The sequence below is a fragment of the Micromonospora sp. URMC 107 genome, assembly GCF_051386315.1.
GTDB lineage: Bacteria > Actinomycetota > Actinomycetes > Mycobacteriales > Micromonosporaceae > Micromonospora.
On record NZ_JBPQTK010000308.1, the window covers coordinates 1 to 423 of the forward strand.

A 423-nucleotide genomic window follows, 5' to 3' on the forward strand; every position below is an offset into this window, starting at 1 on the left:
GGCCGGGGTCGCGCCCCGGAGGGATGGGGACGCGGCCCCGGCCGGGGCTCCGGTGCGGATCAGACGACGGTCGTACAGGTGGGCGTCGGCGTGCTGTTGGTGCCGGACCACGAGCCGAGGAAGCCGAACGTGGTGCTCGCCCCGGGGGCCAGCGACCCGTTGTGGGCCGCGTTGCGGGCGACGATCCGAGTCCCGCTGGTGGTCACGGTCGCGTTCCAGGCCGACGTGACCTGCTGGCCGTCGGCGTAGGTCCAGGTCACGGACCAGCCCCTGACGGCCCCGCCGCCGGCGGTCACCGTCACCTCACCCTGGAAGCCTCCACCCCACTGCCCGGTGATCCGGTAGGCGGCCGTGCAGGCCCCGGCCGGCGGCGGGGCCGTCAGGGGCTGGTCCGTGACCTGGACCTACGCCGACGGCCAGCAG

1 protein-coding gene is annotated in these 423 nt (G+C 75.7%); it reads right to left on the reverse strand.

The annotated features are described in order from the left end of the window. Positions 1 to 59 precede the first annotated feature (59 nt). Positions 60 to 383, reverse strand: a complete 324-nt coding sequence (locus ACSNN9_RS28660; RefSeq protein WP_436676419.1) for a cellulose binding domain-containing protein — start codon at positions 381 to 383, stop codon at positions 60 to 62. Between the last annotated feature and the right edge of the window lie 40 nt (positions 384 to 423).